This is a genomic window from Streptomyces sp. NPDC087428 (genome assembly GCF_044744085.1).
Taxonomy (GTDB): Bacteria; Actinomycetota; Actinomycetes; order Streptomycetales; family Streptomycetaceae; genus Streptomyces.
Window position 1 is genome coordinate 74,388 of sequence record NZ_JBIUXR010000003.1, and the last position, 25,544, is coordinate 99,931.

18 protein-coding genes are annotated in these 25,544 nt (G+C 72.6%); all 18 read right to left on the reverse strand.

The window, feature by feature from the left end; translation table 11 throughout:
• Positions 1-3: 3 nt before the first annotated feature.
• Entirely contained in the window at positions 4-1,128 is a 1,125-nt protein-coding gene (locus tag ACIO3R_RS07715; RefSeq protein WP_385033054.1) for an aspartate kinase, read from the reverse strand.
• Positions 1,125-2,183 (reverse strand): aspartate-semialdehyde dehydrogenase, encoded by a 1,059-nt coding sequence (locus ACIO3R_RS07720; protein WP_385033057.1) that lies wholly within the window; start codon positions 2,181-2,183, stop codon positions 1,125-1,127. Before ACIO3R_RS07720 ends, ACIO3R_RS07715 begins: the two co-directional genes overlap by 4 nt.
• 255 nt (positions 2,184-2,438) lie before the next feature.
• The gene (locus ACIO3R_RS07725) at positions 2,439-3,371 is read right to left on the reverse strand and encodes a transporter substrate-binding domain-containing protein (protein ID WP_402104329.1); all 933 of its coding nucleotides are present in this window, start codon (positions 3,369-3,371) and stop codon (positions 2,439-2,441) included.
• Entirely contained in the window at positions 3,368-3,544 is a 177-nt protein-coding gene (locus ACIO3R_RS07730; protein ID WP_385033063.1) for a hypothetical protein, read from the reverse strand. The genes ACIO3R_RS07725 and ACIO3R_RS07730 overlap by 4 nt, the downstream gene beginning before the upstream one ends.
• Positions 3,545-3,654: 110 nt before the next feature.
• Positions 3,655-4,644 (reverse strand): hypothetical protein, encoded by a 990-nt coding sequence (locus ACIO3R_RS07735; protein WP_385033066.1) that lies wholly within the window; start codon positions 4,642-4,644, stop codon positions 3,655-3,657.
• 26 nt (positions 4,645-4,670) lie between these two features.
• Positions 4,671-6,035, reverse strand: coding sequence for an acetyl-CoA carboxylase biotin carboxylase subunit (gene accC / locus ACIO3R_RS07740; RefSeq protein WP_385033069.1), 1,365 nt, complete (start codon positions 6,033-6,035; stop codon positions 4,671-4,673).
• Positions 6,036-6,075: 40 nt separating this feature from the next.
• On the reverse strand, positions 6,076-6,594 hold the full coding sequence (locus ACIO3R_RS07745; protein WP_402104333.1) for an acetyl-CoA carboxylase biotin carboxyl carrier protein: 519 nt from the start codon (positions 6,592-6,594) through the stop codon (positions 6,076-6,078).
• Positions 6,584-8,290 (reverse strand): acetyl-CoA carboxylase carboxyltransferase subunit alpha, encoded by a 1,707-nt coding sequence (locus ACIO3R_RS07750; protein ID WP_402104335.1) that lies wholly within the window; start codon positions 8,288-8,290, stop codon positions 6,584-6,586. Before ACIO3R_RS07750 ends, ACIO3R_RS07745 begins: the two co-directional genes overlap by 11 nt.
• 16 nt (positions 8,291-8,306) lie before the next feature.
• A complete protein-coding gene (locus ACIO3R_RS07755; protein ID WP_385033078.1) occupies positions 8,307-8,771 on the reverse strand; it encodes a DUF4188 domain-containing protein in 465 nt (154 codons plus the stop codon).
• 15 nt (positions 8,772-8,786) lie between these two features.
• Complete coding sequence (locus ACIO3R_RS07760; protein ID WP_402104338.1) at positions 8,787-10,199, reverse strand: aldehyde dehydrogenase family protein; 1,413 nt, start codon at positions 10,197-10,199, stop codon at positions 8,787-8,789.
• The gene (locus ACIO3R_RS07765; RefSeq protein WP_385033084.1) at positions 10,196-10,630 is read right to left on the reverse strand and encodes a hypothetical protein; all 435 of its coding nucleotides are present in this window, start codon (positions 10,628-10,630) and stop codon (positions 10,196-10,198) included. Before ACIO3R_RS07765 ends, ACIO3R_RS07760 begins: the two co-directional genes overlap by 4 nt.
• Positions 10,623-11,033: a phosphopantetheine-binding protein gene (locus ACIO3R_RS07770; RefSeq protein WP_385033087.1), complete on the reverse strand. Its 411-nt coding sequence runs from the start codon at positions 11,031-11,033 to the stop codon at positions 10,623-10,625. The genes ACIO3R_RS07765 and ACIO3R_RS07770 overlap by 8 nt, the downstream gene beginning before the upstream one ends.
• A 5-nt stretch (positions 11,034-11,038) precedes the next feature.
• Positions 11,039-11,719: an RNA polymerase sigma factor gene (locus ACIO3R_RS07775; RefSeq protein ID WP_402104342.1), complete on the reverse strand. Its 681-nt coding sequence runs from the start codon at positions 11,717-11,719 to the stop codon at positions 11,039-11,041.
• Positions 11,720-11,881: 162 nt separating this feature from the next.
• Positions 11,882-12,652, reverse strand: coding sequence for a 4'-phosphopantetheinyl transferase family protein (locus ACIO3R_RS07780; protein ID WP_385033093.1), 771 nt, complete (start codon positions 12,650-12,652; stop codon positions 11,882-11,884).
• 22 nt (positions 12,653-12,674) lie between these two features.
• Positions 12,675-14,432 carry an acyl-CoA dehydrogenase gene (locus ACIO3R_RS07785; protein ID WP_385033095.1) on the reverse strand — a complete coding sequence of 586 codons (1,758 nt, stop codon included), beginning with the start codon at positions 14,430-14,432 and terminating at the stop codon, positions 12,675-12,677.
• A complete protein-coding gene (locus ACIO3R_RS07790; RefSeq protein ID WP_385033098.1) occupies positions 14,429-16,330 on the reverse strand; it encodes an acyl-CoA dehydrogenase family protein in 1,902 nt (633 codons plus the stop codon). Before ACIO3R_RS07790 ends, ACIO3R_RS07785 begins: the two co-directional genes overlap by 4 nt.
• Positions 16,327-17,949, reverse strand: a complete 1,623-nt coding sequence (locus ACIO3R_RS07795) for a PfaD family polyunsaturated fatty acid/polyketide biosynthesis protein (protein WP_402104345.1) — start codon at positions 17,947-17,949, stop codon at positions 16,327-16,329. Before ACIO3R_RS07795 ends, ACIO3R_RS07790 begins: the two co-directional genes overlap by 4 nt.
• Positions 17,950-18,066: 117 nt before the next feature.
• On the reverse strand, positions 18,067-25,497 hold the full coding sequence (locus tag ACIO3R_RS07800) for a beta-ketoacyl synthase N-terminal-like domain-containing protein (protein WP_402104348.1): 7,431 nt from the start codon (positions 25,495-25,497) through the stop codon (positions 18,067-18,069).
• Between the last annotated feature and the right edge of the window lie 47 nt (positions 25,498-25,544).

A 25,544-nucleotide genomic window follows, 5' to 3' on the forward strand; every position in this document is an offset into this window, starting at 1 on the left:
GGGTCACACTCCTACGAGACGGGATTCGGGTCCGCGGGCGGCAGTCGGGAAGTCCATCCAGTCATGGAGCCGTTGCGCGAGGTGCAGCGCGTCCTCCCCGCTCTCCGCGAGGTGCGCGGTGACCTTGCTGCCCCGCACCTCGGCGACCGGTACCCCCAGGTAGCGGCCCGGCTCGACGCCGTACGCGCGCTGGACGGCCTCCAGGTCCACATAGCCGCCGACCACCGCGACCCGCGGCCCGCCGTTCTGGCGCACCGTGGCGATCCCCGCCAGGTGAAAGGCGTGGTGCGCGGCGTCGGCCAGGGCGTCATCGGCGTAACCCAGCACCACGGAGCGCTGGTTGAAGACGACCGCGGACATCTGGTCGCCGCCGGTCCCGATCCTGGTGCCCACGGTGTACGGGGCCCTGTTGTAGCGCAGCACGATCTCGATGCGGTGGCGCAGGGCGAGCTGTACGGCCCGGCGGTGCAGCACCCGCGCACCGTGCAGGGACATCAGGGCCGCCATGTTGTACGAGACGTGCGGCAGCAGCCGCGCCCCGGTGACCAGGTGCGGGTCGGAGGTGTAGATGCCGTCGACGTCCGAGTGGATCTCGCAGGTGTCGCTGCGGACCGCGGCGGCGACCGCGAGCGCGGACAGGTCCGAGCTGTTCTTGCCCAGCCAGGTCGGCCGCCCCTGGGCGTCCGCCGCCTGGCCGCCGGGCACCACGACGATCTCGTGGCTCTCCAGCGCCTTGAGCAGCGGGGCGGGGTCCGTGCCGGTCACCCGGGCCCAGAGGAAGGAGGAGTTGGTGGTCAGTCCGATCTGGTGGCCCGCCAGCACCGTCGCGCTGCGGCCCGTCCGGTGCAGGGCGGTGGCCAGCAGATGGGCGCTGAGCAGGTCCGCGGTGGTGAGCAGGCCGGCCGTGGTGGGGTCCTCGGGGTGCGGGTTGACCGTGTGCAGGCGTTCGCGCAGCCCCTCCGTCTCCCCCTGCATCGCGCTGACCACGACGACCAGCGAGCGGCCCTCGGCCCGGATCCGGGCGTCGAGGCCGGCCGCGAGGTCCCCGTACGCGGCGGGGGAACGGAACGTGGAGCCGCCGAACTTCAGCACGGAGACCGGGGCGTTCGCTCTCGTCCGGATGTTCATCGGGTGCCTCCTGACATGAAGCCGTGCCGCAGGGCGTACTCGGCGATCTGGACGGCGTTCAGGGCGGCGCCCACCCGGAGGTTGTCCGAGACCACCCACATCCAGAAGCCGCGTGGATTGTGCGGGGCCACCCGGACCCGGCCGACGTGCACATGGTCGGGGTTGCCCGCGGTGAGCGGGGTGGGGAAGGCCGCCCGGTCCTCCGCGTCGTGCACGGTGACCTCGGGCAGTGCGCTCAGCAGCGTGATCAGTTCCTCGCGGGCCACCGGGGAGCCCGCCTCGACCCAGACGGACTCGGCGTGACAGTTGACGACCGGGACGCGCACGCAGGTGGCGGTCAGGTCCAGATGCGGGATCCCGAGGATCTTGCGGGACTCCTGGAGCATCTTCTGCTCCTCCAGGGTGAACCCGCTGTCCAGGAGTTCGTCGATGAAGGGGACGACGTTGAAGGCGAGGGCGGGCCGGAAGCTCTCCGCCGGGAGTTCGGCGTCCGGGTCGCGCAGCGCGACCTCGCTGCCTTCGAGGAGTTCCTCGATGCCGCGGTGGCCCTTGCCGGAGGCGGACTGGTAGGTGCTGGTGACCACCTGCCGGATGCCCCACCGGCGCTCGACCGTCTGGAGCAGCCGCACCAGCGGAATGGTCGAGCAGTTGGGGTTGGCGATCAGGCCGTTGACCGGGCGGGTCTCCAGGACCTCCCCGTTGACCTGGGGGACGACGAGCGGTGTCTTGGGGTCCATCCGGAAGGCGTTGGTGTTGTCGATCACCAGGGCGCCCTGGGCGGCCGCGGTTCCCGCCCACTCCTGGCTGACCGAGGTGCCGGCCGAGAAGAAGGCGATGTCGGCCCGGCCGAAGTCGAACTCCTCCAGGGCCTGGACCGCGTAGGAGAGGCCGTCGACCGCGAGCCGCCGGCCCGCGCTGCGGGTCGAGGCGACGAGGTGGATCTCGCGGTAGGCCAGCGCCCGCTCCTCGATCAGTTCGATGAGGGTGCTGCCCACCGCTCCTGTCGCACCGACGACTGCGATGCGTGGGGCGGTGGGGTCGGTGACGAGCGTCATCAGGGTTCTCCGATCCGGAGGGGCACGGTTGCGGGTGCGTAAACCGGTCCTGCCGGGTGGTTCCTCGGCAGGAGGCGACGGGAGTGTCCGTCACCGGGTACGCGGGGTGGTCTCCACCGACGGACCGGCGGGTGCCGGGCGGGGCGCGGCGGCGTCATCGGCGCACGTCCTCGTGGCCCGGGGCCGGGGCCGCGGGTGGTGGATACGGCATCGGTGCTCATGTGCCTCGCGGCTCCTTCCTCTGTCGGGTGTCGGTCAGTTCAGGGGGACGGCGTAGTGGAGACCGCCACGGGTCCAGAGTTCGTTTGCCCCGCGCGGCACGTCGAGACCGGAGGCGGCGCCCAGGTTCCGTGCGTAGACGTCCGCGTAGGTGCCGACGGCTGCCAGTACCCTGGCCGCCCAGCCCGCGTCCACCCCTGTGGACGGGCCGTGCCGCCCCGCCAGTTCCGCCGCGGTCCGCCGGTCCGATCCCGACGCCTCCAGGTGTTCCGCGGAGATCAGCAGGTGGAGCACCCAGCGCACCAGCCGGAACCAGTGCGGATCGGAGTCCCGGACGGCGGCCGCCATGGGCTCGCGGGAGATCGAGGCCGGCAGGACGCGGTGCGCCCGAGGGTCCGGCAGTCCCGCCCGGATCCCGGCGAGCGCGGTGCGGTCCAGCACGTACGCGGCGCAGTCGCCGGCGGTGTACGCGGCCACGGCGTCGGCCGGGTCCGCGAAGCCGGCCGGTTCGACGCTCAGCCCGCGGGGGCCGTACCAGGCCGCCAGGTTGACCGGGGTGGTGCTGCCGGTGTGGACGGCCAGGCGCCGCCCCGCCAGATCCGCCGGGTCCTCGACGCGGTCGGCGGTGCGGACGAGGAAGCCCTCGCCGTCGTAGCAGGTGATCCCGGCGAAGAGCACGGGGTGGGCGGCCTCCCGGCCCATGGTCCAGGTCAGGTTGCTCACCGTCAGGTCGGCCTCGCCCGAAGCCAGTACGGCGAGGCGTTCGGTGGCGGGCACCGGGCACCAGTCGACCGCCTCCGGATCGTGGAGGGCCGCGGCGGCCACCGCGCGGGCGATGTCGGCGTCCAGTCCGGTCCAGCGGCCGTCGGCGGTGCGCAGGGAGAGTCCCCGGATGCCCTGGGAGACGGCGGCGCGTACGGCCCCCCGGGACCGTACGGCTGTCAGGGTGGGGTGTGCCGCGGCGGTCATGACACTCCGGCCGGCAGGGAACGCGTCCGCTGCTCACGGTCGGGGTGCCGCTCGGCACGGCGGGAATCGGTGATCACCGTGCCGGGCGCCGGGCCGCCCGGGTTCCAGGTGTGCGCGTCGGAGGACACGCCGGAGACGATGACGTGCCTCCCGGCGGCGGCGATTCCATTCATGGATTTCCTCGGTAGAAATGTGGTGGGGGCAGGAGAAATCATCCGTGGCGCATCACCGAGTGGTCCAGGGTGAACGGTTGGAGATAGCCGAACGCGGCAATCGGGATTGTCTATCCCGTACTGTCCGGATCGTCGCCGTCCCCGAACAGGTCCAGCCGGGCGGCCGCCATGCCCAGTTGGAAACGGGTGTCGACGTCGAGCTTCTCGCAGATACCGGCGAGGTAGCGGCGAAGCGTACGGGTGGAGATGCCCAGCCGCCTGGACATGAATTCGTCGGACCGGCCGCGCTCCAGATGGCGCAGGATGGTCAGTTCGATGTCCTCGAACACGTCGGCGGCGTAGCCCGCCCCGTCGACCGGCTTGGCGTGGTCCCAGATGTGCTCGAATATCAATTCCAGGAAGCCCACCACGGCCGGGTCGCGGAACAGCGCGCCGCCACCGCCCTTTCCGGCGGGAACGAGCGCGTAGGCGCTGTCGAGCAGAATCATCCGTCCCGGAATGACCACGGCGGTACGCACCTGGGCGCCCAGATCGCCCAGGTGCCGCACGTGCGCGAGTGCCTCCCGCTGGCGGCGCGCGGTGTGCGGCAGCACGGTCCGGTAGACGACGCCGCGGTCGAGCAGATCGCGGTCCAGGTCGAGCGCGGCCCGCAGGGTCGGCCCGCTGCCCAGGGTCGGGTGGGCGGTGAGCACGCTGTGCTGGACGCGCAGCGACAGATCGGCGAGCCGTTCGCGTACGGCCTCGCCGTCGGCGAGCAGCTCCGTGGTGGTGTCGGCCTGCCGCCGCCGCTGGTGCTCCTCGTACAGCGGGCCGAGCGGGCGCAGGTCGCGCCGGGCGGTGTCGATGCGCCGCATCAGCCGGTGCACCTGCGCCTGGAGGGAGGCGGTGAGATCGGCCGCGGCCAGGCTCGGCGAGACCGCCTCGTACCGGTGGGGGCCGTCCTCCTGGAGCAGGCGGTGCGCCAGCAGCCGTTTGACGGACTCGGCGGACAGCTCTGTTCCCGGCCCGGGTCCGCCGGTCGCCGCGTCAGCGGCGGACGGCGCCTCCAGCAGCCGGCGGTACACATCGATGTCCTCGGGTCTGAGTTCGTCTTCCGACACGTCGGGTCCTCGTGGTCGTGCGCGGCTCACAGGGCGAAGCAGCGCTCCAGGAAGTCGGTCGACACGTCCCCCTTGATGAATTCGGGGTGCCCGAGGATCTCCTGGTGCATCGGGATCGTGGTGTGCATGCCCGGTCCGGAGACCTCGAACTCGGACAGGGCCCGCTGGGTGCGCTCGATGCAGGTGCCGCGGTCCGGCCCCCAGACGATGAGCTTGCCGATCATCGAGTCGTAGTAGGGGCTGACCCGGGCGCCGGGCACGTAGTCGGTGTCGACGCGGACCCAGGGGCCGCCGGGGACGCGGTAGGTCTCCAGCGTTCCGGGGGTGGGGGCGAAGCCGCGGGCGGGGTCCTCGGCGTTGATGCGGCACTCGATGGCGTGCCCGCGGATGTCGATGTCCTCCTGCTTGACGGAGAGCGGGCTGCCGGAGGCGACCCGTAGCTGCTCGCTCACCAGGTCGACGCCGGTGACGAGTTCGGTGACCGGGTGCTCCACCTGGATGCGGGCGTTCATCTCCATGAACCAGAACGTGTCCTCGGCCGCGTCCGGGCCGGTCTCCAGGAGGAACTCCACGGTTCCCGCGCCCCGGTAGCCGACCGCACGCGCTCCGGCCAGTGCCGCTTCGCCGAGCCGGGCGCGCAGTTCGGGCGAGACGGCGGCGGAGGGCGACTCCTCGATGAGCTTCTGGTGGCGCCGCTGTACGGAGCAGTCGCGCTCGCCCAGGTGGACGGCGCCGCCGAAGTCGTCGCAGACCACCTGGATCTCGATGTGCCGGGTCTTCTCCAGGTAGCGCTCCATGTAGACGGCGCTGTTGCGGAAGACGGCCTGGGCGCTCGCCCGGGTGGAGACGTAGGCGTCGCGCAGGTCCTGCGGCCGGCGTACGACGGTGATGCCGCGGCCTCCCCCGCCCGCCGCGGCCTTGATGATCACCGGGTAGCCGATCTCGGCGGCGACGGCCTCGGCGGCCTCCACGGAGTCGACCGGTTCGACGGTGCCGGGCAGCAGCGGCAGGCCGGCCTCCGTCATCAGCCGGCGGGCGGTGGCCTTGTCGCCGACGTTCTCCATCACGTCCGGGGGCGGGCCGATGAAGGTGATGCCGTCGTCGGCGCAGATCTCGGCGAAGTACGGGTCCTCCGAGAGGAATCCGTAGCCCGGGTGGATGGCCTGGGCCCCGGTCCTGACGGCGGCGCCGATGATGTTGGGGATGTGCAGATAGCTCCGGGCGGGTGCGCCGGGGCCGATGTGCACGGCCTCGTCCGCCGCCTTGACGAACTGGGCGTCCGCGTCGGGGGTGGAGTACACCGCGACCGTACGCACTCCCAGGTCGCGGCAGGTCCGGATGATCCGCAGCGCGATCTCGCCGCGGTTGGCGATGAGTACCTTGTCGAACACGTCTCGGTCCTCCTGTGTGGGTCCGGTGTCTCGGACGCTCTCAGTCGACGGGAACGAGATCGAAGAGCGGCTGGGCGTACTCGACGACCTCACCGTCCTGGGGGTGGACCGCGTGGACCCGTCCCCTGACCTCGGCGGTGATGGAGTTGAGCAGCTTCATGGCCTCGATGATGGCCAGCTGGGCTCCGGATTCGACGATGTCCCCGACCTTCACGAACGGCTCGGAGCCGGGCGAGGACGCCTGGTAGAAGGTGCCGACCAGGGGTGCGGTGACCGTCACCAGGCCGGCGGGCGGCGCGTCCTGCGCCGGGGCGTCGGGCGTGGCGGGGGCCGCCGCGGCGGGGGCCGGGGCCGCGGGCGCGGCCGCGACGGGCGCGACAGGGGTGGCGACGGGCGCGTACGCCGGGGCGTTCTCCCACTCGACGTCCACACTGATCCCGCCGGCCCGCAGCGTGATCCGCCGCAGGGTGCCGGGCAGTTCGTCCGCGAGCAGCCGGGTCTGCGCCCGCAGTTCCTCCACGGACATGGGCTCCGTGGCGGGCTTGGTCTCAGTACTCATCACTCTTCTCCCAGTCGACTGTCGGCTGCCGTTCGGGGTCCCCGAACCGGTCGAACCTGTCCCGGCGGATCTCGACGAGCCGGTCGCCCGCCAGTTCGAGCAGCGGGGCCATGGTCTGTACGAGGGCTGTTCTCACATTGAGTGCCGTGAGGTACGGGGCGGTGTGCGCGCCGTCCACGGGCTCCGGCACGATCGCGTCGACCACACCGAGGCGCAGCAGGTCGGACGCGGTCAGCCGGAGGGCGTCGGCGGCCCGGCCGGCCTGCTCGGCGGTACCGAAGAGGATGGTCGAGCAGCCCTCCGGGCTGATCACCGAGTAGTAGGCGTTCTGGAGCATCAGCACCGAGTTGGCGACGCCGAGCGCGAGCGCCCCGCCGCTGCCGCCCTCACCCGTGACGATGGAGACCACCGGCACCCGCACCCGGGAGAGTTCGAGGATGCACTCGGCGATGGCCAGGCTCTGGCCGCGCTCCTCCGCGCCGATGCCGGGGAAGGCGCCGGGGGTGTCGATGAACGCGACGATCGGCAGGCCGAACCGGTCCGCCAGCCGCATCAGGCGCAGTGCCTTGCGGTAGCCCTCGGGGTTGGGCATACCGAAGTTGCTGCGGACGAGTTCGGCGGTGTCGTGGCCCTTCTGGTGGCCGAGGACCATCACGCTCTGGCCGCCGATCCTGGCGATGCCGCCGGTCAGCGCGCGGTCGTCGGCGAAGGCCCGGTCACCGTGCAGGCTGACGAAGTCGTCGAAGACGAAGCCGATGTACTCCTGGACGGTGGGCCGTTGGATGTTGCGGGCCAGCGCCACGGTCTCGCGGGTGGTGCGGACCGCCGGGAACGGCTCGGTGAGCGGGGCGGACCCGGTGCCCTCGGGCAGTTCGGGTACGGAGGGGCCGAGCAGGGTCAGCAGCCTGGCCAGGTACTCGCGCTGGTTCTCGCGGGGCACGACGGCGTCGATCATGCCGTGCTCCAGCAGGAACTCGGCGCTCTGGAAGCCGGCCGGCAGCTCCTCCCGGATGGTGTTGCGGATGACCTGGGGGCCGGCGAAGCCGATCAGGCTGCCCGGCTCGGCCAGGATGACGTCGCCCAGCATCGCGAACGACGCGCTGGCACCGCCGAAGGTGGGGTCGGTGTTGAGGTTGATCACCGGCAGCGCCGCCTCGCGCAGGGCGGCGATCCACTGCGAGGTCTTGGCCATCTGCATCAGGGACAGGGCTCCCTCCTGCATACGGGCGCCGCCGGAGGCGGCGATCAGCAGCAGCGGGAGCCGCTCCGCGAGCGCGTGGCGGGCCGAGGCGGCGATGCCCTCACCGACGACCGAGCCCATGGAGCCGCCCATGAAGGTGAAGTCGAGGACGGCGACCACCAGCGGGCAGCCCTCGATCGTCATCCGGCCGCAGAGGAGCGCGTCGTTGCGCCCGGTCCTGGCCTGGGCGTCGCGGAGCCGGTCCGGGTAGGGCTTGCTGTCGGTGAAGGAGAGCAGGTCGCGCGGCCGGTACGCGTCGGGCAGCGGCTCGAAGCTGCCGGGATCCGCGAGCTGGTCGATGCGCACCTGCGCGGGTATCCGGAAGTGGAACTGGCATTCCGGGCAGACTTTTCGGTTGCGGTCGAGCCGTTTGCCGTAGACGAAGGCTCCGCACGCCCCGCACTTGCGCCACTGGACGTCCTGTCCGGCCCGCACCGGTCCTTGTTGTTGCGCCATGGGTCCCTCTCCCCTCTTATTCGTGGTCCGCCACGGGAGTGACCGTCCGCTGCGGCCGGCCGGCGGTGGCCTTGGCCATGCCGAACGGCGGCATGTTGCGGTAGACGGTGTGCATCCGGTCGGGGTCGACGACGTACGCCTCGTGGTATATGCCGACGGCGCCGTTGTTGCCGATGCTGCGGTTGAAGCGGGCCCAGGCGGGGCGGTGGGACGCGTCCATGGTGCGGGAGTACGTCATCAGCTCGTCCATGCTGCGCCAGTACTGGAGCACGATCACGGTGCGGTTGATCCAGGTGCGGGAGCCCAGGAACCCGTGCTCCTTGTTCTTGTTGAGCTCCATGAGCATCGGGAACATCGCGATGAAGGAGGGCAGCCAGCGGTGCACCTTCCAGAAGCTGTTGATCCTCATGCCTATGAGGAACACGACCGCTCCCTCCGGCGGATCCGCCACCTGCGGTACGGTCTCGACCTTGTTGGCCACGGGGGCTCTCCTCTCTCAGAACGGGTAGCTGCGGGCGGGGCTGCTGACGGTGAGCGTGTGCCAGCGGGTGAAGGCGTCCAGTGCGGCACGGCCGCCGAATCCGGAACCGTTGCCGGAGGCGCCGACGCCGCCGAAGGGCAGCCGGGGATCGTGGTTGACGGGCTGGTCGCCGACGTGGACGACCCCGCAGCGCAGTTGCCCGGCGACGTGCCGGCCGCGGTCGGCGTCGGAGGTGTAGACGGCGGCGGTCAGTCCGTGGTCGGACGCGTTGGCGAGTGCGACGGCCTCGGCGTCGTCGGCGAACTCGGTGACGGTCGCGACGGGGCCGAAGACCTCGCGGCGGAAGATGTCCATCCGCGGTGTGACGCCCGCCAGTACGGTCGGCGGGAAGTACGCGCCGTCGGCCCGTCCGCCGGTGACCAGCCGGGCGCCCTGGGCGACGGCGCCCTCCACCGCGGCGGCGATCCTGACGAGCTGCGAGCGGTTGATGACCGGCCCGATCTGGGCGTCCTCGCGGAACGGGTCGCCGATCCGCAGCGCGGCGGCGTGCCGGGCGAGGGTCTCGGTGTACTCCTCGGCCCGGTCCCGGTGGACGAGGTGGCGGCGGGCCGCCATGCAGATCTGGCCCTGGTGGAGGAAGGAGCCCCAGGAGCCGGCGGAGGCGGCCTGCTCGATGTCGGCGTCGGGCAGCACCACGAAGGCGTTCTGGCCGCCGAGTTCGAGGACCACGCGCTTGAGCAGCCGCCCGGCGAGGGCGCCGATCTCCCGGCCGACCTCGGTGGAGCCGGTGAAGGACACCATCGCCACGTCGGGCGCCTCGACGAGGGCCCGGCCGGCCTCCGCGTCCCCGTACACCACCTCCAGTACGCCCGGCGGGAGGCCGGCGGCGGCCAGCACCTCCGCGATGACCCGGCCGCCGGAGAGCGGGGTGTGCGGATCGGGCTTGAGCAGCACCGCGTTGCCGAGGCCCAGCGCCGGGGCAACCGAACGCATGGCGAGCAGCAGCGGGAAGTTCCAGGGGACGATGACGCCGACGACGCCGAGCGGCACGCGCCGTACCTCGTCCTGGCGGCCGGGGTCGGAGCCGGGGCCGTGCGGGGTCTCCGGGGCGGTGGCGAGCTCGGCTCCGTGCCGGAGCTCGGCGACGCCGGCGCCCACTTCGAAGAAGGCCTTGCCGGGAATGGAGCCGCCCTCACGGACCAGCAGCTCCTGGATCTCCGGCGCGCGTTCCTGCATCAGGTCGGCGGCCCGGGTGAGGACCGCCGCCCGGTCGGCCGCGGGCAGCAGGGCCCAGCCGGCCGCGGCGGCGGCCGTGCGGCGGGCGGCGGCCGCGACCGCGCCCGCGCCGGAGAGCGGGACCGTGCCCAGCTCCTCGCCCGTGGTGATCTCGCGGCTGGTCAGCAGCGCGGTTTCGGTGGCTGTGCTCACCTGCGTACCTCTGTTTCGTCGTCGTCGGCGCCGTCGGCGGCGGGTTCGGTGCGGTCGGCCGGGGCGGCGGGGCCCGCCTCCCGGGTCAGTACGGCGTGGGCGGTGACCCGGCCCCGGCCGGTGGTGACGGAGACCTGGACGTCGCCGTGGAGCACCGAACCGGCGAAGCGGGCCACCTCGCCCCTGAAGAGCAGCGTGTAGGGCCCGTCGTCCGGACCCCGTACGTCGATGTCGCCCCAGTGGCAGCCGACCCTGGGCGGTGCGGCCAGGGCCCGAAGCGCCGCCTGGCGCAGCGTCCAGCCGACGGCCGAGGTGCGTCCGGCGGGCAGCCGGAGCGCCTCGGTGCCGTGCCAGGCCACCAGCCGCTCGAAGGATTCGACGCGCATCTCGTAGCTGCCCACCCGCACCACGGTCCGCTCCCCGTCAGGCATGGACCGGCCGCCCCTTGCCGAGCATGTGCTCGACCATCGCGACCAGGTTCCCGACGGTCAGCCGGTCGAGCATCCGGTCGAGGGTGAGCCGGCCCGCCCAGATCTCCGGGTCGAGCTGCGGCATGACGACGTGCAGCCGTTCGAGTCCGCGCCGGCTGATGACGCCGTTCTCGTCGCAGAATTCCGCGTCGGGCACCTCCCCCTGCAGATAACGGCCGCACCGCTCGACCGTGATGATGAGTGGTACACAGCATTCGATACGGAAGAAGACGTCCAGCAGGTCAAGTGAATCCAGGCCGAGATCGGCGGAGAACGAGAGATCCTCGGTGTATTTCTCCGGGGCGAGTCCCATCGCCTCCACGATGACGGACCGCACCACTCCTTCGACGTCGTATGCAGACATGTGCGTCACTCCTGTCCGGCTGCGGCTTCGTGGCCTTCGCCAACCAGATCCGCGGGCCGTCCCGGAACGGACACCTCCGCACCCGCGCGCTCGGCCGGGCAGCGGACACAGGCGGCCGGCGGCAGCCACTCGCCGTCCTCGGCGGCGGCCAGCGCGCGGCGCAGCCTGCGCAGGCAGCGGGTCCGGATCGGGCCGACCGAGCCGACGGTCATGGACAGCGAGGAGGAGATCTCCTCGTAGGAGGCCGGCGGGTCCTCCAGGGCCAGCAGCAGGACGCCGCGGCACTGTTCGGACAGCGTGGAGATGGCGCGCAGCACCTCCTCCCTGCGGTGCGCCCGCAAGGTGATCTGCTCGGGGCTCTCGTGGTGTCCGGACAGCCCTTCGAGGGTCTCGCTGTCCCCGACCATCACCAGTCGCTTTCCCCGCGTCACCACCTTGATCGACTCGCGTCGCGCGACCGTCGCGAGCCAGTCGCCGACCCGTTCCGGATCACGAATTCGACTTACGTTCTGGACGAGCCGGAACCAGGTGAGCTGCCGCACGTCCTCGGCATCCACTTCATTCATCCGGTATCCGCGAATAACGGACCAGATGAGCCTGCCGAACCGGTCGATCATCTCGTCCCATGCGGCCTGTTCGCCGCGTTCACACCCCGCCAGAATCTCCGCATTGCCTTTAAGGGCCATTGGGGATTCCTCCGTGTGGAATTGATCTGTCTTTCGACGGATGTGCATTCCATGCAACCCTTCCCCGGCTGCCGGGGGCAAGTTCTCCGGGTGTCAGATAGCGGACTGGCCGGAGGTGGACACCACCGCCCGCGTACCCGGCTCCGGTCCGGGCGCGCGGGGTCATGCCGGTGTTCCCGGCGGCAGGAGTTCGGCCATGGCCGAGCGCAGCCGTACCGGCAGTGGCCCGGCGTCGTCCGCGCTGCCGCGGATGGCCACGCCGAGGGCGAACCGGTCCCACACCTGGAGCACATGGACCTGCCAGAGCGGGCGTTCGGGTTCGGGGATCTCGTCGTCGACGACGGCGAGCCCGCCGTCGCGGAGCCGGTGCACGGAGAAGGCGTCGAAGCCCCGGCACATGCCCATGCCGGTGGCCTTGGTGTACGCCTCCTTCGCCACCCAGGAGTCGGCGAAGGCGTGGCCGCGCTGGTCCTCCCGGTTGCGGCGCAGCACCTCGTTCTCCAGTGGGGTGAAGACCTTGGGGGCGAACTGCATCGCCTCCGGCCTGGCCGGGGTGGCCTCCGCGTCCACTCCGGCGATGCGGCCGCGGACGACGATGGCGGCGATCAGCCCGTTGGTGTGGGTGATGTTGAAGTCGAGTCCCCAGCTGGCGCCCTCGACCTGGGGCCGGCCGTACTTGCCGGTGCGGAACCGCCAGGAGTCGGGCGGCGCGTCCGTGTACAGCGACAGGACCTGGCGGGACAGCAGCCTGGCGCCCAGGAAGCGGAGCCGGGCGGCCGGGAACAGCAGCCGGTCGTGCCGGGCGCGTTCTTCGTCGGTGAGGAGCTCGGCGCCGCCCGTCGCGGCGGCGAACCGCTCCACGTCCTCCTCCGCGAGCAGCCACACCTCCGCGCTGTCCGCGAGCGGGTCGGGGTGCTGTCCCCCGGGGGCCATGGGTGCTGTCTCCACAGGGGGTTCACCCGTTCACGGGGAAGGCGCGGAAGGAGAAGAGCCGGCCCTCGCGGTGCGCGTGCAGCATCGCGTCCGCGACCTCGGAGATCTCCGCGGGGCCCGCGGCCCGCTCGGTGGGCCGGAACTGCTTGAGCAGCCGCTCCAGGCAGACGAGCAGGACGGCCGGGGAGCGCAGCTCGGGGGCGATGCTGTCCCGCCCGTTGAGGTAGAGGTGGACGACGGCCGCCGCGGCGGAGACCGTCGTGTACTGCTTGGCCAGGTCGAAGAGCTCGGCCGACTGGGCGACGGCCTTGCCGAGTTCGGCGCTGAGCTTGCGGTGCTCCTCGGCGAGCCGGTCCAGTTCACCGACGATCAGCCCCGCCGTGTCGGCCGCTCCGGCCAGCCGGGCCGCGTCGGGCCCGGAGGCGGCGGCCGCCGCCAGGCGCAGTTCGGCGACCGCCGGGCGCAGCGCGACCACCGGGTCGTCCACGCCCCGGCTGAACAGCTGCTGCTCGGAGGGCCGGTAGGGCTCCATGGGGTGGGCCGGGTCGAAGAGGGGCGCGGTCCGTGCGGTGGCGCCGGCCACCACCTCGGGGACCTGCTCGACGGCGTTGGCGAGGAGCCGCTCCAGTTGCAGGGCGATGTTCTTCAGGTTCACCACGGTGTTGCCGTCGGCGAAGTCGGAGATCACGAAGTCCCGCATGACCTTCTGGAAGATCCCGTGCCGGGGGTGGGACCGCAGATAGTGGCGGGCTCCCAGGACGACGGCGAGCCGGTCGATCGACTGGGCGAGGAAGGTGGGGATGAAGTACTTCACCACGGACGACCAGACGCTGGCCTGGTCCGGGCTCAGCTGGAGGCTCCGTACGGCGCCGAGGGTCAGCGCGTCGGCGATCAGCAGGTCCGCGTAGCTCTCGACGAGCTGGCGCTGCGAGTACGGGATCTCGGAGACCGGTCCGCCGAAGATCTTCCGCTCCACGGCGAAGTCCAGGGTGGTGCGCAGGGCGGTGTCGACACAGCTCATCGCGATGCCGGATATCGCGATCCGCACCAACTGGCCGCTCTTCAGCGATACTTCGAGTCCCTTGCCCCGGCCGCCGATGAGGGCGGAGTCCGGTACGAAGCAGTCGCGCAGCCTGACGCCGCTCATGTCCAGGCCCCGCAGACCGTGCAGCGGCTCGTCCGGCAGGTGCTCCAGCTGACCGGCCGGGAGGCCCGCCTTCTCCACCGCGAAGATGGAGTATCCGCCGGGCCCGCCCTTCTCCGAGGTACGGGCGAAGACCATCACGGCGTCCGCGACGGTGGCGTTGCCGATGGTCCACTTCTCGCCGTTGAGCAGCCAGCCGCCCTCGGTACGACGGGCGGTGGTCTCGTTGGCGAGGATGTCGCTGCCGTGGTTCCGCTCGGAGAGGCCCCAGGCGAGCTTCCCGCCGCCCCTGATCACATCGGCGAAGTGCTGCCGCTGGCGCGGGGTGCCGCCGACCCACACCGGCATGTAGCTGATGCTGGCCAGGACCATCGCGGTGGCCGAGGTCGGATCGCGCCGGGCGACGAGCCGGTAGAGGTTGAAGCCGTCCTCGACGTTGACCGCCTTCCCGCCGTGGGCGGCGGGCACCATCCAGTCGTACAGGCCCCAGCAGGCGACCGTGTTGACGAACTCGTGCGGGTACTCCTGGCGTTCGTCCAGTTCGAGGACGCGGGAGAACGGCATCGGCCCGGAGGGGTCGTGGGGATCGCCGAGGTGGCGTTCCAGATCGGCCATCAGCGCATGGAGATCAGTCATGTCCTGTCATCCTCCGGAAGCCGTGGTTCCCCGTTCGGGGAGCTGTCGCACAGCCGGACCGGCAGTGCGGTGAAGAGCCGCCGCTCGGTGTCGAGCGCGGTGACCAGTCGGCCGAGGGGGGCGAGGTCCGGGCCCGCCCGGCGGGGGTCGCGCCCCTCGGCCAGCGAACGGGCCAGGGTGAGTACGGGGTTGAGCCAGGCGGTGCCGCCCCGGTCCGGGTCGCCGTAGAGTCCGGGCCGGTCGCGGTGGAACCACCAGGTCAGGGCCGCCGTGCCGGCCGCGTACAGCAGGCAGAGGCGGTCGGCGAGATCGAGGGTGTCGGGGGCGGCCTTCGGAGAGCGCGCCCGGTCCCGCTGTGCCTCCACCGCGGTCCCGAGGGTGGCCGCCAGGTCGGCCCGCAGCCCGGTCACCGAGGCGGCGGCGGCCGTGTCGCCCCGCCGCCCGAGCTCGGCGGCGATCTCCCCGGCGTACTCCGCGAAGCCCAGCAGGATGTCGTCCTTGGCCCGTACGCCGAGGTCGAGCGCGGCCGGGTCGAGCGGGGGCAGGCAGGAGCCGTCCCCGAGGGCGAGGACGGCGTCGAGCCGGAGCCGGCGTTCCGCGGACTCGCGGCCGCCCGGCTCCGGGGGCGTCCCGTCGCCGTACGCGGCCGCGTAGGACGGCAGGTGCATCGCGATGGCACGGAGGTTCCCGAGCAGGCTGGTGTCGATCACCTCGACCATCCCGTTGTCCCGGACCGCCTTGTCCAGCACCCCTCCCGGACCCTCCCGCAGGACGGCCCGCGCCCCCGCCATGGCGCGGCAGCGGACGGCGGAGGCGGCGGTGAGCCGGGTGGCGACGTGCTTGACGACGGAGGAGGCCAGCGCGAACGCGCCGGGCGCCACATGGATGGCGCGCGCGGCGACGAGGGCGGTGAGGTCGGCGGTGAACAACTCCGCTGCGGCCAGGGCGAGTTCGCGGGAGCCGTACGGGGTGTCCGCGACCGGGACCCCGCCGGTGCGGTGGGTGCGGGCGAAGCGCAGGGCGGTGCGCAGCGCCGTGTCCGCGGTGGCCAGGCAGCCCGCGGTGCTCATCAGCCGGACCACCTGCTGGGCCCGCATCGCCCCGGCGAGGCCGCTGCCGACCGTGCCGACGACGGCGCTCGGGGGCACCGGGACGCCGGTGAACTCCAGGTCCGCGAAGTCCATGCCGCGCATACCGGTCGTCCGCCTCGCCGGCAGCCGCCGCACACCGCTGTGTGCCAGCTCCTCGGGGCCGAGCAGCAGGGCGGTGAAGGCCGCGGGCCCGCGCTCCGCCGTGCGGGCCACGACGACCGCCGCCTCCGCGGTGGAGCCGCGGCCCACCAGCCACTTGGTGCCGGTGAGCCTGCGGTCGTCGTCCAGGCGGCAGGTGTTGGCCAGCACATCGCTGCCGGCCTGCTCCTCGGAGAGCCCGAACGCGACGGTGCGTCCGTCGCGCACCCAGCCGGCGATGGTCCGGTGCTGTGCGGGCGTGCCCGCGGCCAGCACCGTCATGACGGCGGAGATGCTGAACATGGTGGCCGGCATGACGTTGACGTCGCGGCGGGCGGCGACCCGGACCAGGATCTGGGTGTCCTCCAGCGAATGGAGCGTCCCGCCCAGCGCTTTCGGCAGGTAGCCGAGGTGGAGACCGGCCGTGCGCAGCCGGGCCTCGGCGTCGGCCGGGTACGCCTCCGCGGCGTCCCGTGCGACGCCGGCGGCGAACCCGTACGGGTTGTCCGCCTGCCACGGGTCGCCCAGCGCGGCGTCCAGCCGTTCGGCCCGCGGGTAGGGGCCCGCGCCCTCGCCGCCGCCGGGCAGCGCCCTCAGCCGGTGCGTGGGAGCGCCGGCGTCGGGCGAGGGGGCCGGCTTCTCTCCGGCGGCCGGTGGTGAGGTGGTCATGGGCGTGCCCCGGCCACCGGGCCGACAGCGGCCGCGTCCTCGGGGGACGGGCGGGTGCCCAGGCCCGTCGGGAAGGTGACACCCGCACCGCGCAGTACGGAGAGCCGCTGGTGGAAGGCGGCGCCCGTCATGATCTGCCGGGCCACGTCCGCGACCCTGCGGTGCTCGGGCGCCGCCAGGTAGGTGCCGCGGACCCAGGCGTTGAAGCTGCCCATCGCCGGGCCGCACCAGATCTGGTAGTCGACGGCCCGGTCCGCCTCGCCGGTCTTCGCCCAGCGCGACGCCATCCCGAGGTACCAGCGGAAGATCAGCGCGGCCCGCCGCTTGGGGTGGTCGGCGGCGCGGGCGAGCTGGTCGGGGTCGCGGCGGGTGAAGTACTCGACGGTCTCCGCCCAGACGCTGTCCAGGGGGCGGCGGAAGATCTGCTTCTCGACGCGTTCGCGCACCGCCGCCGGGATCTCCTCGATGCCGTCGTGGGCGCGGTAGAGCTCGTACAGCTGCTTGGCCCGCATCGGGAAGAACGTGCCGCGCTTGAGCACCTGGAGCTCGACGCCCATCTCGAACATGTCGGCCGCGGGAGCCATCTCGAAGTCGGCGATGCCCGCCTGCGCGAGCATCTCCTTGACCCGCGGCGAGGTACCCGCCTCCAGGCAGGACTGGTTGACCGATCCGGTGACGATGTAGTCCGCGCCCATCGCGAAGGCGCCGGCCGCCGCCTCGGGCGAGCCGATGCCGCCCGCCGCGCCGACCCGGACGCGCTCCGGGTAACCGTGCTCCTGCATGATCGCGTCGCGCTGGCGCATGATGACGGGCAGCAGCGCGGGCAGCGGACGGCGGTCGGTGTGCCCGCCGGAGTCGGCCTCGACGGTGATGTCGCCGGCGACCGGGACGAGTTTCGAGAGCCGGGCCTGCTCCTCGGTGACGGCGCCCTCCTCGACCAGGGCACGCACCATCGCCTCGGGCGCGGGCCGCATGAAGAGCTCGGCCAGCTCGGGCCGGGACACCTTGGCGATGACCTTGTTCTCCGCGATGACACCGTGCGGGCCGCCGGCGCGGAGACCGGCGAGCCGGTAGCGCACGATGTGCGGGGTGAGCGTGAGGAAGGCGGACGCCTCCACACAGGGCACCCGGTACTTCAGGAAGAGGTCGACGGCCGTGCGCTCCAGCCGTTCCTCGCTGGGGCTGTGGATGAGGTTGCAGGCGTACGGAAGTCCGGGGATCTCGTCCCGGAAGCGGAGCAGCGCCTTCTCGATGGCCTCCGGGAGGAGCCCGGCCGCGCCGTACGAGCCGAGCAGCCCGGCCCGCGCCATGGCGATGACCATGTCGGCGGAGGCGATGCCGTTGGCCATGGCCCCGCTCATGTAGGCCTGGCGCAGGCCGTGCGCGGCGAGGAACGCGGCGCTGCCGAGCCGTTCGGGCCCGAGCGGGGGCGCGGTCGCGACGATCTCGTGCTCGCCGCCGGCCACGACCGCGCCGCCGGTCACCGCGCCCAGCCCGTAGGGTCCGCGCACGATGTAGACGGGTTCCCCGAGACGCATCAGGGCTTCGTGCACCCCGGTGTCACCGACCGCGGGCGCCGCGGTCCCGGTCCACCTGGGCCGTTGGTGGTCGCTGGTCATGCTGGGTCTCCTGTCGGGTCGGACGAGGCCTCGGGCCCGGTCGTGGTGGATCTCGATTCCTCGGGCGGGGGTCAGGGCCTGCCGGGTGGCCGCCCGTTCCGCGGCCACCCGGCGGGCTCAGGCCCCGTCGTGGTGGATCTCGATGCCGATGCCGCCCAGCTGGTAGATCCGCAGGGTGGACTTCCAGACGCTCGCGTCGCCGAGCAGCACGATCCGGCCCGGGGTGCGGCGCACCTCCTTGACGTGCACGTCGAACTCCATGTCGGGGTCGTCGCGCAGGATCTGGCCGCGGTAGGACCAGGTCGTCTCGGTGCCGGAGAGCATCGCGAAGCGGGGGTTGACGAGCCCGTCGGTGAGCCCCGTCTCGACCGCGTACACCTGGAGTCCCTGGAGCAGGGCCTCGACGCCGAGGGAGCCGGGCATCACCGGGTCGCGGTGGAAGTGGCAGGAGAAGTACCACTCGTCGGGCTCGATGGAGCGGTGGCCCCGCAGATAGCCCTGGCCGTGCTTGCCGCCGCCGGGCAGGATGTCGACCCACTCGGCGAGGTCGAGGTGGCCGCCGGCCAGCCGGGGGCCGCCGCGGGCGTCCTCCGCGGCCCGGTGGGCGGCGAGTTCGACCCGGCGGATTCCGGCGGGCCTGGTCGGCTGCTGGTCGAGCCACGGCAGGACGTGCTTGCCCTTGTCCAGGCCGACCTGGTTCTCCAGGGCCTTGGCGTTGAAGTAGCCGAAGAGCGACTCCCCGGTGTAGAACACCTCGCCGTCGGCGGAGAGTTCGTAGCGGTAGTTCTGAAGGATCGACCCGGGCATCTGGTCGCTGGACAGCAGTGTCGAGCGGTGCTGGATGGTCTTGCCCCGCAGGTCGATGTCCTTGACGAGGGTGGCGCGGCCGTCGAGGTTGCGGATGCTGAACTGCTCCTCGGGGAAGGGCAGCGTGGCGCCCAGGTAGTAGCCGAGGAGGATCGCCGCCTGGAGGCTGGACTCCATGTAGACGCAGTTGGGCATGGAGGGCGAGCCGTTGTCGCCGTAGTACCAGGCGTCCTGCGGGGAGTCGTACTCGGTGACCATGACGGCGCCGCGCTTGAGCACCCCGCGGGTGCCTTCGAGCTCCATGACCCGGTCGACGAAGAGGAAGTCGCCGTTGGGGATGTACGGGGCCCGGCTGTCGGCGTAGACCTCGAACTCCGGTCCCATCGCGGTGGCCAGGTCGCCCTTGGCCGCGTGCGCCATGTGGAACTCGCTGAGCAGGGCCCGCTCACCGGTGGCGGGGCTCAGCCGGCCCAGGAAGTGCGGCACCTTGCCGCCGGCCTCCGGGCGGTAGGGCGTGCCCGCCTTCTCGACCAGCCGGATGCCGAGACCGGTGACGCTGATCGACGGCTTGCCGTCGCGCAGCACGATGACGTCCGCGGTGATCGCGGGGCGGGGCAGCAGGGTCAGGTCGGTGATGTCGATCCGGTACTCGATGCGCTCGGTGTCCGGAGTGATCTGGCCGCGCACCTTCACCTCGGTCTTCAGCCCGGGGACGGGCTGGAACCGGGCGTCGGGCAGGGACAGGTGCAGGCCCAGGGAGAACGCGTACGTCTCCAGCAGCTGTACGGCGCCCTCCGCGACCAGCGAGCCGGCCAGGACCGGGTCGTCCGGGAAGTGGGAGGTGAAGTACCAGCCGTCCGGCACGAGGTGCTTGACCGCCTCGATCCGTCCGAGGCCGTGCGCACCGCCCTTGCGGTCGAGCAGGGTCACCTCGTCGGCCATGCGCAGTTGCTCGGTGGGCAGCCTGAGCGAGCTGTTGGTTCCCTCGGGCTTGCGGTGGCCGGGCCCGAAGACCTCGTCGAGCCGTCCCTCCGCGAGCAGCGCCAGGTCCTGGGAGGTGAGTGAGGTGCGGGCGGTGGGCGCCAGGGGCTTGAAGGAGCTGGACCCGGAGAAGGCGGCGTTCTTCGCGGGCGGTACGGCCTTGCCCTGGATGATGCCGAGGGAGCTCTCCAGCTCCTCGTCGGTGAAGAACCCTGCGCAGGCGTTGTTCAGCTTGAGGATCAGCTCGCCGTCGGCGTAGCAGTCGTAGTGGAAGAAGAACAGCATCGTGTCGCCCTGCCGCACGAACTGGTCGATCCAGATGTCGTAGCGCAGGGTCTGGCCGACCTGGGGAAGGTCGCCGACGAAGCTGAGGCTGCTGTCCAGGAGGCGGTACACGCGGTCGCCGCGGTTGGTGAAGTCCGCTCCGAGGTAGCTGATCAGGAGCAGGTCGCACTGTCCGGCCTCGATGGTGACCGCGGGCGGGACCTGTCCGTCCACGGCGTACCAGGCGTCGACCGGCACGTCGTACTCGGTACGGATGAACGAGGGCCTGAACTCCCCGGGTTCGGCCTCCAGCGCGGTGACCCGCGTCGCGAAGTGGTACGGGGGCGCGGGGAGCCGGACCCGGCGGCTGAAGGCGTCGATCTCGGCGTAGCGCTCCCCGAAGACGTTGCCGATCTTGCCGGTGGCGAACTCCAGCAGGTCGTGCTCGTCCCAGATGACTCCTTCGGGCTTGGGCGGCCGGGGTACGGCGACGGCGGCCGCCGGGGCCGACGCGGCGAGCAGCGCCGTGAGCTGTTCGCGCAGGGCCTGCTGGGCGTTCAGCACCTCCTGATGCGCCTCCAGCATCTCGCTGCGGAGTCCGCGTACCAGGGTGAGGGTGGTCTCCTCCGCGGTCCGGGCGGGGCGGGCGGGCAGTGGCGTTCCGAAGATGGCCGGCCGCGGTGGCTCCTGCGCCGGGGCGGCCGGTGGCGCGGTCGCGGCGGTGGCCGGGATCATCGTGATGGGCTCCCGCTCCAGCTCGATTGCTGATGCGGACGGTGGGGCGGCGGGGCGGATCGACATCGCGGAGTCCCATTCCGTGGCGGTTTCGGCGCCCCCTGCAGTTGCGGGGGCGGGAGTGGCGGGAGCCAGGGGCAGCCCGGATCCGGCGGGAGCGGCTGTGGTCGGCGCGCCCGCGGCGAAGGAGGCGCCGAGTGCGGCGACGGGCACCTCGGTGGTGGTGACGGTGGCCGTCGCGGTGGCGGTGGCGGTGGGCGTCGCGGTCACGGTCGCGAGGGGCGTCGCGCTGACGGTCGCGGTGACGGCGGTGACGGCGGTGGCGACGGGCTTCGCGGTGACGGCGGCCGTGACGAGGCCGGCCGTGACCGGGCCGGCCGGTTCCGTGCGCAGTCCGGCGATCGTGGCGGCCGCGCCCTCGGCGACCAGCGGCGGGACGGGGGCCCCGCCCACGGTGAAGGTGCGCAGCCCCAGGGTGCCCCGGGTGCCCGAGGGCGCGGCGGGCGGTGCGAACGGGGCGAGGTCGACGGGGACGCCGTGGGAGGCGAGCCGGGCCACCAGCCGGGCGATGTCGGTCGCGCCGCGGGCGCCCCGCCGGTCGACGGAGACCGCGAGATGGGGCTCGTCCCCGAGCGTCTCGTGGATCCAGCGCGCACACGTACTGTTGGGGCCGACCTCGATGAAGCAGCGGAAGCCGTCCTCGTAGGCGCGTCGCACCAGCTTCGGGAAGTCCACCGTCTCGCGCAGCGTCACGGCGATGTTCCCGGCGACGGTGTCCGCGTCGAAGTCGGTCACCGGTGCGTAGTGCCGGCTGCTGTAGAGCACCAGGTCCCCGACGTCGCCCGTCGGATACCGGTTGAGGTCGGCGAGGTCGGTCAGCACCCCGTCGACCACGGAGCAGTGCATGACGTGGTTGGCCGGGGAGCGGGCGCTGCGGCAGGCCAGTTCGGCGATGACCTCCTTGCACTGGCCCGGGTCACCGGCGACGACCACCTCCAGCGGGGTGTTGACGTGCGTGATGAAGACCCGCTCGAAGCGCTGGACGACAGCCCGTACGTCCGCCGCCGGGGCGAGGAGCACATGGGTGGACCAGACCTCGTTGTCGGGCACCTCGTCGCCGAGTCCCCACAGTTCGCGCACGGTCCGCTTGGGGCCGCGCAGCATGTCGTCGAAGAGCGGCGAGGCGCTGATCTTCTCGTCGCCGCGCGCGCTCTTGATCCAGCCGCCGGTGGCGAAGAGCATGCTGCTCTCGCCGAGGCTGTAGCCGAACGCGCCGTCCACCGGAATGCCCAGCACCTCGCGCACCAGGTCCGTCGAGAGCAGCGCGTAACTCGTGCCGGCCGCCAGCATCAGCGGGATGTCCTCGACGAGTTCGGCCTCCCGCCGCATCAGGTCGCGGCGCCCCATCGGGGCGAGCGAGCGCGGGTACAGGGAGGCGCTGCGCAGCAGTTCGGCGGGGAGTTCGGCCTGGGCCTCGAAGCGCGGCAGCAGGCCTGGGAACGAGCGGAAGAGCGAGTGCCCGAGCCCCAGGTACGAGTTGAACGCGCCCGGGAAGACCAGGGCCACCTTCCCCTTCGCGCCCAGCGGGCGGGCGGTGAAGTAGCTGCCGGACGGGGAGAGCCACTCGCCGCCGGACTCCCACACGCCGGGGAGGTCCTTGAGGGCCTGGTCGATCTGCCGGGCGAGACCCTCGGTGCTGTCCGCGACGAGCACCGCCTTGAGGGGGGCGGGCCGGTCCTCCGCGAGGGCCGCCCAGTCGCCGTCCAGGGCGGTGCGCAGCTCACCGAGCCGGCGCAGCAGCCCGGCGATGTCGTCCGCGCCGACGGGGACGACGAGTCCTCCGCCGGACCTGGTCCAGTCGGTCTCGGTGACCTCGCCGCGCACCTGGCCGCCGGTGAGGACGAGGTGCGCGTGGCTGCCGGACGTACCGGTGACGCTGACGGAGGCCGCCCGCCGTCCGTCGCGGCGGGTCCGCAGCCAGGGCCGGGAGTCGGCGGGGAGGAAGAACGCGGAGCCGCCGAGCCGTCCGGTGTCGACGCCCGCCGGTGCCACCGGGAAGTAGCCGTGGTGCAGGCAGAGGGCGGCCCGGATGACGGAGGCGAGCGCGGAGGCGCAGCCGCTGTCACCGATGGAGCCGTGGACGCCGGACACCGCGGTCCGCAGCTCCCCGCCGGACCGGTCGGCGCTCCAGGTGCGGGCGAGTCCTTCGAGGGTGGCGGGGTCCGCCGCGCCCGTCTCGACGAGTTCGACCTCGCCGGGGGTGAGCCCGGCGGCGGCGAGCGCGTCCTCCGCGGCGGCGGTGACCAGCTCCGCGTCCACGCCCGGGGCGACGCCCGCCGAGTGGCGGACGGCGAGGGACGACACCGTGGCGTACACGGTCCGTTGTGCCGGCACCGATTCGGGGCGGGTCACGACGACCGCTCCGGCGCCCTCCCCGAGGACGCGGAGTCCGCCGGTGACGGTGCCGGGTTCCAGCAGTTCGCGGGCGAGGGTGCTCTCCGGTCCGGCGGCCAGGTCGACGGCTCCGACGAGGACCGCCTCGACCGTGGGGTCCATCAGGAGGAGCCGGGCGACGTCGAGGGCGTCGACCCCGACCGCGCTGTCGGAGGAGAGGGTGAAGGAGGGGCCATTGAGGTTCCACAGCGAGGAGACCCGGCTGGCCATGATGTTGCCGATGTAGCTGAGGACCTCGTTGGGTTCGATGGAGTCGTGGATGCCGTTGCGGGCTGCGCGGGTGAGCGCGGCCAGTTGCTCGGGCGAGGGCCGCACACCGGCGCTCGCGCACCACTCGGTGAGCTTGCGGCCCAGTTCGTACCGGGAGCCGTGGCCGTGTGCGCTGGGCTCCATCTCCATGCCGAGGACCACGCCGACCCGGCGCGGGCTCCCGCCGGCTCCGCGGCCGGGGCGGGGCCGTGCGTACCCGGCGTCGAGCAGTGCCTCCTCCGCGACCCGCATCATCAGCAGGTGCTGCTGGTTGAAGTGGTCGAGTTCCTTGGGCGGAATGCGGTACGAGGTCGCGTCGACCTCGAACTCCTCGATGTACGCGGCCCGGGGCACCCCGTCCTTGGCGAGCCCGGCCCGGTCGAGCGGCCCGCCGTCGACGGTCTCGAAGCCGCGCCACCGCTGCTCGGGCAGCTCGCGTACGGCGTCGAGCCCTTCGTATCCGGCGCGTTCGAAGGCGTCCAGGGTGGTGAAGGAGCCGAAGTGGGCCCCCATGCCGATGACGGAGAGCGCGGGCGGGTCGGTGGGGGGCGGGGTGCCGGCCGGGGCCCGCGGTTCGGTGCCGTCGTCCGTGCCGTCCGGTGCCGAGAGCACCACGTGTGCGTTCGTACCGCCGAAGCCGAAGGCCGATACGCCCGCGCGGCGCGGGTCTCCGGCTGCCGGTTCGGGCCAGGGCCGCAGTTCCCGTACGACACGGTCGGCGACCGTGCCGGGCAGCGGTTCCTCGACGCCGATGGTCGGGGGGATGGTGCCGTGCGCGAGCGACAGGACCACCTTGATGAGGCTGCTCATGCCGGCCACCGTCAGCAGGTGTCCCAGGTTGGCCTTCACGGAGCCGAGCAGCGGACCGCGCCCGAAGAACTCCTCCACACTGCCGAGTTCGGTGCTGTCGCCGAGCGGGGTGCCGGTGGCGTGGCACTCCAGGTACTGGATCGCGGACGGGTCGACACCCGCCTCGCGGTAGGCCAGTTCGTACGCGGCCTGCTGCCCGGCGGCGTTCGGCGCCAGCATGTGCTTGCCGGGGCCGTCGTTGGTCAGGGCGACCGCGTCGATGACCGCGTACACCCGGTCGCCGTCGCGCTCGGCGTCGGCCAGCCGCTTCACCGCGATCATCGCGGCGCCCTGGCCGGTGACGATGCCCCGGGAGCGGGCGTCGAAGGGCTGGCTGAATCCGTCCTGCGGGTAGGCCCGCAGATCGGAGAAGGACAGGTGGACGACGGTGGGGTCGGGGGCGCAGACGCCGCCGGCGAGCATCACGTCGGCGCGGCCGGTCTCCAGGTGGAGGCAGGCCAGCTTGAGCGCGTACAGCGCGGACGAGCAGGCCGCGTCCAGGGTGAGGCGCGGCCCTTCCAGACCGAGTGCCGCGGCCACCACCTGGGCGGGCATGCCGCCCGCCCACAGGTTGTGGGCGGCAGCCACGCCGTCGGGTGAGCCGTCCCCGCGGCCGGCGGCATTGTCGCCGGCCGGTGCGGTGGTGCCGGCCGGTGCGGTGGTGCCGCCCGGTGCGGTGGTGCCGGCGCCGGCCGGGAAGCCCGCTTCCACGAGCCCCTCGGCGACCGCCGTGTCCCACAGTTCTCCCACGAGCCGGCCGGAGGCCGGGGTGGGGAACGGATAGTTCCCGAACACCACCCCGGTCCTCGGCCCGCTCCGGCCGTCCGCGGACGCGGGGGATTGGCCCGCGTCGGCCAGAGCGTCCCTCGCCACTCCGAGCGCCCAGTGGAACGAGCGGTCGAGACCGGCCAGGTAGTCGGGCGGGAGAAGGTATCCATTCGGTTCACGGAGGGCCTCGGGGCCGCCGCTTCCGGCGGTCCCCGCGGACGGGGAGCTCGCGTCGTGCTCGTCGAGGAATCCGCCCCGGAGGCAGTAGATGCGGTGCCTGTCCTCGGGGTCGGTCTCCCTGTCCTGCGGGGAGTGCCCGAAGATCCGGCTGCCTCCGTCGGTGCGTGAGTCCACGCCGCCGATCAGGTTCCGCCAGTAGTCGTCGGGGGTCCCGGCGCCGGGGAAGAGGCAGGCCAGGCCGACGATCGCGTACTTGCCCATGAGGGGTCAGCCTCCGATTGTCCGAATGGGGCCGGTCGGGGGCCCGG